Source organism: Gemmatimonadota bacterium, assembly GCA_009838845.1.
In the GTDB taxonomy this organism is placed as follows: Bacteria; Latescibacterota; UBA2968; order UBA2968; family UBA2968; genus VXRD01.
In genome coordinates this window covers 1-5,296 of record VXRD01000148.1, presented here as the reverse complement: position 1 = coordinate 5,296, position 5,296 = coordinate 1, and the positions used below count along the sequence as shown (strand labels likewise).

Annotated in this window: 4 protein-coding genes; all 4 read left to right on the top strand. The window is 46.3% G+C overall.

Annotation, left to right across the window (positions count from 1 at the left end; translation table 11 throughout):
- Positions 1–269 (top strand): FtsX-like permease family protein (locus F4Y39_20805; GenBank protein ID MYC16172.1); only part of this gene is annotated, 269 nt, incomplete at its 5' end.
- Positions 270–309: 40 nt separating this feature from the next.
- Positions 310–939: a class I SAM-dependent methyltransferase gene (locus tag F4Y39_20800; GenBank protein ID MYC16171.1), complete on the top strand. Its 630-nt coding sequence runs from the start codon at positions 310–312 to the stop codon at positions 937–939.
- 22 nt (positions 940–961) lie between these two features.
- Positions 962–3,397 carry an FtsX-like permease family protein gene (locus F4Y39_20795; GenBank protein MYC16170.1) on the top strand — a complete coding sequence of 812 codons (2,436 nt, stop codon included), beginning with the start codon at positions 962–964 and terminating at the stop codon, positions 3,395–3,397.
- A gap of 17 nt (positions 3,398–3,414) precedes the next feature.
- Positions 3,415–5,296 (top strand): FtsX-like permease family protein (locus F4Y39_20790; protein MYC16169.1); only part of this gene is annotated, 1,882 nt, incomplete at its 3' end.

Sequence of the window (5,296 nt, the reverse complement as noted above, 5' to 3'; positions counted from 1 at the left end):
AAGTCCTTGGGGCATCATCTGGCGATATTTTGGGTCTTCTATTGAAGGAATTTGCGGTGCTCATCATCATCGCAAGTCTGCTGGCATGGCCTGCCGCATATTTCTTCACCCGTTCCTATCTCGACCGCTTTGCCTACCGAATCGATCTGAGCCCAGGCGTGTTTCTCGCTGGCAGCCTGCTGATACTTTTGATCGCGTTCTGCACCATTAGTTTTCAGGCTATCCGCGCTGCACGCGCCAATCCCGTTGACGCACTGCGGGATGAGTAAACGACTTAGGAATCCGCTTGCCGAAAAGGAACGAACACCAATGAACGGTAAGGACTATTTTGATCGCGTTGCCCAGGACTGGGATGAAATGCGCGAAAGTTTCTTCTCAGATGAAGTTAGGATAAAAGCACTTTCTACCGCTGCTGTCCAAAAAGGCAAAACTGCCGCGGACATTGGCGCAGGCACAGGCTTTATCTCTGAAAGTCTGATACAGAAGGGACTTCAGGTCATCGCAGTTGACCAATCTGAAGCAATCCTGAAAGAAATGAAGAAGAAGTTTGCGGACATTGAGACGATTGACTATCGCGTTGGACAAGCCCAAAACCTGCCCATTCCCGATGAAACCGTTGACTATGCTTTTGCCAACATGTATCTCCACCACGTTGAATCCCCGTCAGGAGCAATCGAAGAAATGGTCCGAATCCTGAAGCCCGCTGGTAAACTGGTGATCACGGATCTGGACGAACACGAATTCGACTTCTTGAGAGAAGAACATCACGACCGCTGGATGGGTTTCAAAAGAGCAGATATCGCAGAATGGTTTCAGAGCGCGGGACTGAGAGACATATATATTGACAGCATCGGTACGTGTTGCGAAGCGCAGTCGAGTTGTGGCAGCGAGTTTGCCAGCATCGGTATATTCATAGCTTCGGGTACGAATTCAGATTGAGTTCTCCAAAGGAGATATTACGATGTTTCGCAATTATATCCTCATAGCAATTCGAAATTTGCTGAAATATAAGTTTTATTCCGCTATAAACATCATTGGACTCGGAATAGGTATCGCCTCTGTAATCTTGATCATGCTCTTTATTCAGGATCAATATAGCTATGATGTTCAACACGAGAATCGGGATCGCATTTATCGTGTGATTCGAGCATATAAGTCTGAAAATGGGGAAAAAGTATATGATTGGAGATTGTCTGGCGCGGCAGGCCCTGCACTGATTCAAGACCTTCCCGAAGTTGAGGCAGCCGTTCGCATTATGATACGTCGTGAATGGATTCAACACGAGGATAGGATTTTTAATCAAGCCTTTTGCCTCGCCGACCCCAATTTTCTGAATATTTTCACGTTTCCTCTCATTCGCGGAGATAAAACAGCGTTATTACAACCTCACTCGGTTTTGATAACCGAATCAGCCGCAAAAAAGTTTTTTGGCGAAGAAGACCCAATTGGAAAGGTGATCAATGTAGGAGAAGGTTACGTCGAGGGGGATTATACTATTGCTGGCATCATGCGCGACGTCTTAACGCATAGCACATTGCAATTTGATTTTCTTTCATCCTCAGTTCACCCAGAATTTACCACCTGGCATGAATGGCGCCCTAGAGCCAGATGGCGTGCATTTTCCATTTATGTACTATTGAAAAAGGACATTTCTCCAGCCTCTCTCGAATCTAAATTTCCCGCATTTATTGAACGTTATATGGGGCGGGAGATTGCCGTAAACATGGAGTACTTTTTACAGCCTTTAGAGAAAGTTTATCTTTATTCCCAACGGGATTACGATCTCAGGCATACCTTTGCATCGGAAGGAAAAATACCCCAGGGTAACATCACACAGGTCAACACGGTATTTTTTGCAGCAATTTTTATTTTGCTTATTGCTTGTATCAACTTCACAAATTTGGCAACTGCACGGTCTGCAAACAGAGCCAGGGAGGTTGGTCTTCGAAAAGTCGTTGGTGCCAGTCGAAAAAATTTGATATGTCAGTTCATTGGAGAATCATCCTTATTGGCAGTTATCAGTTTGGTTATTGGCATTAGCATCGTAGAACTCGCACTTCCAATATTTAATACCTATGCGGGAATCAATCTCTTTTTGAATTTCAACAGCGGTTTAATACTGGAATTTCTGGGATTGGCTCTATTGGTAAGCCTTTTAGGGGGATTTTATCCAGCCTTTTATTTATCGCACTTTCGACCGATAGAAACGTTGAGAGGAAGGCTTGATACAGGGTCCCGAGGCAAGGTACTGCGGCAAGGCCTCATCATATTTCAATTTGGAATCTCAATCGTCTTGATTGTTGTGACATTTATTGTACTCGAACAGGTACACTATATTCAAAATAAGAACCTTGGTTTCGCCAAAGAGCAGGTAATCGCAATGCCGATCTTCTGGGAACATCGCAAATCACCAGATGGTATAAACGATTCCCTGAATAAAAGGTATAATGTTGTAAAACAAGCATTCTTACAACATCCGAATATTACCAGAGCCACCATATCGCGTTTTAAGCACGGAATAGATGCACCCCTTAATTCCTTCGATGCTTATCAAGGTGAACAAAACGAGCGGTGGATGCAAATAAACGAGGTCGATGAAGACTTTATTCCGTTTTTTGACATTGAATTGATTGCTGGCCGAAATTTTTCAAAAAATGCTGTAAGTAACTTTTTTACAGGAGAACAGGAATATATCCTCAATGAGGCAGCTATTAAGACACTGGGATGGACAGAGCCGATAGGTAAAAGATTCGGATTTAAAGGACAGGATTCAGGCGTCGTTGTAGGTGTCGTAAAAAACTATCACACGCAATCTTTGTATGAATCTATTGAACCTATGGTATTATGTCCCAGTGATTATGTTGCTAAAACACTCTACCTGAGAGTCTCACCTGAACACTTCGACGAAACAGTAGCGTTTATGAAGCAGACCTGGGAACAATTTCTACCTTCTCGCCCCTTCAGCTATACTTTCCTGGATGATGATTTAATGCTGCAATATGAAAATGAACGTCAATTGAGCAAAGCTATTGGGGTGTTCTCCATGCTGTCCATCTTTATAGCTTGTCTGGGGCTTTTGGGCCTTGTTTCATTTATGACCGAACAGAGAAGAAAGGAAGTAGGGATCCGGAAGGTACTGGGTGCGTCAGAAACCAATATCATCACGTTAATGCTTACAGAGTCTTTTAAGCTTTTTTTAATTGCCTACCTGTTGGCAGGACCCATCTCCTATATAGCTATCATGAGCTGGCTACAGGGATTCGCATATCGCATTGACATGACAGTATTTCCTTTCTTAGTAGGCGGAATATGTGCCTTTACGATATCTATATTTTCTGTGATACCCCAGGTATTGAAAGCGGCTCATATTAATCCTGTGGAGGCATTAAAACATTAAATAACTAGCGATTCAGGATGGAGGTGAAAATGGTTTTGAGCTATCTCCGCACATCTTTCCGCAATCTTTTTCGACATCGTCTTTACACGCTCGTCAACATCTTTGGCCTTGCCGTGGGGATGGCGGCTTGTATCCTCGTCGGTCTGTTTTTGCAGCACGAGTTCAGCTATGATGCCTATCATCGGGACATAGACCGCATTCATCGCGTAATGCGACTTGTACACCCATCAGGTGGCGGCCTTCCATACTATCCATTCGGCACTCAATATCGGGCTGGCTCCGCACTTGTCGATGAATTGCCCGAAATTGAAGATATGACCCACTTCATCACGCGGCCCATGTGGGCTGGTCTTGAAGATCGCGGCTTCGACGTGCGCGGTACTGTGGCCGATCCCAATTTCCTGCGCTTTTTCACCTATCCCTTGATTGACGGCAGTCAGCCACCCGAATTAACACCTGGATCCGTCTATATCACAGAAAGTTTTGCACAAAAGCTCTTTGGCACCACTGCAGTTATCGGACGAACGCTCAAGATTTACTACAAATGGGTAGAAGGCGACTTTTACATCGGCGGTATTCTCCGAGACCAGCCAGCCGCCACATCGGGTGAGTTTGTGTTTGACCTGTTAATCACTTATGAAGGAACCACCGGACTCACAAATCCACCATGGGGAAGGCAATGGTCTCCCACAACAAAATTCCTCGTTCTGAAAACCTTTGTTCGGCTCGCGCCTGATGTTTCCATGTCATCTCTTCGTCCCAAGCTGGATGATTTTGCACGCCGTCATCTGGGCAACGGCGCAGACCCGCGTGACACCTACGACCTTATGCCCTTGCGGCGTCAGCATTTATATGCCCGACGCGATTTCCAATTGCAGATGGATGTGTTGGACCAGCAGGACGGTCTTGTGCAGGGGGACATCAACCGCTGCTATACTTTTGGTCTTGTAGGAGCAATCATTTTGGCGCTGGCATGTGTCAATTTCGTAAACCTATCCACAGCGCGGGGAGCGAACCGCGCCCTGGAAGTTGGTGTACGCAAGGCCGTGGGATCCACACGCGCCCAGCTTGTCGTCCAGTTTCTCGGAGAGACAATTCTCCTCGCCGGGATATCGGCTATTTTAGCACTCGCTATTGTCGAACTTGCCCTTCCTACAGTCAACAGCCTGCTAATGTCTTCTTTACAGCTAAACGTCTGGTCCGTCGTCGGTGCTGCATTGCTCGCGCTCTTTGTCGGTCTAACTGCCGGTATCTATCCAGCGGTATTCCTATCATCTTTTGCCGCTGTTCAAGTTCTAAAGGGATCAGGACAGAAGATCGGCGGACGCTCCCAACTTCGGCGAAGTCTGGTCACTTTCCAATTTGCCATTTCGGTAGCCCTCGTCATTGGTACCCTCATTGCCTGGCAGCAAACAAACTATATTCACACACGCGACCTCGGATTTGCAAAAGAGGGCTTGATTACCATGCCCCTGCTCAAAGAAGACCGACGCTTGCGCGAGCACTTTGAAAGCATTCGAGACCGTTTTGAGACAAGTCCCGACGTTTTGGGCTCGACTGTTTCTCAGGCTCCGCCCGGTTATGAAAATAATACTGATCGCTCGCTAATCAGACGACTGGACCATGCAGATTCCGTGAATGTCCACTTCTTGTCGGTGGATCACAAATTTACCGAGGTCTATAACATCCCTATCCTCGAAGGCAGGCCGTTGGCCCTAACTGATAAGAACCAATTCAAATTGCTCCTGAACGAAACAGCCGCTCAGGCACTGGGTGGCGCAAAACCGGGTACAGTCCTGAGCTTTGGGAGTTTTGGGAGTAAAGATTTCACTTTCACTGTCGTCGGTATTTTCAAAGACTTTCACAACAGCAGTCTGCACAATCCCGTGCGCCCCCTGA

Bases quoted from the DNA above. Each gene is read 5' to 3' on its own strand.
- F4Y39_20800 (MYC16171.1), top strand. From the start codon at position 310: ATGAACGGTAAGGACTATTTTGATCGCGTTGCCCAGGACTGGGATGAA.
- F4Y39_20795 (MYC16170.1), top strand. From the start codon at position 962: ATGTTTCGCAATTATATCCTCATAGCAATTCGAAATTTGCTGAAATAT.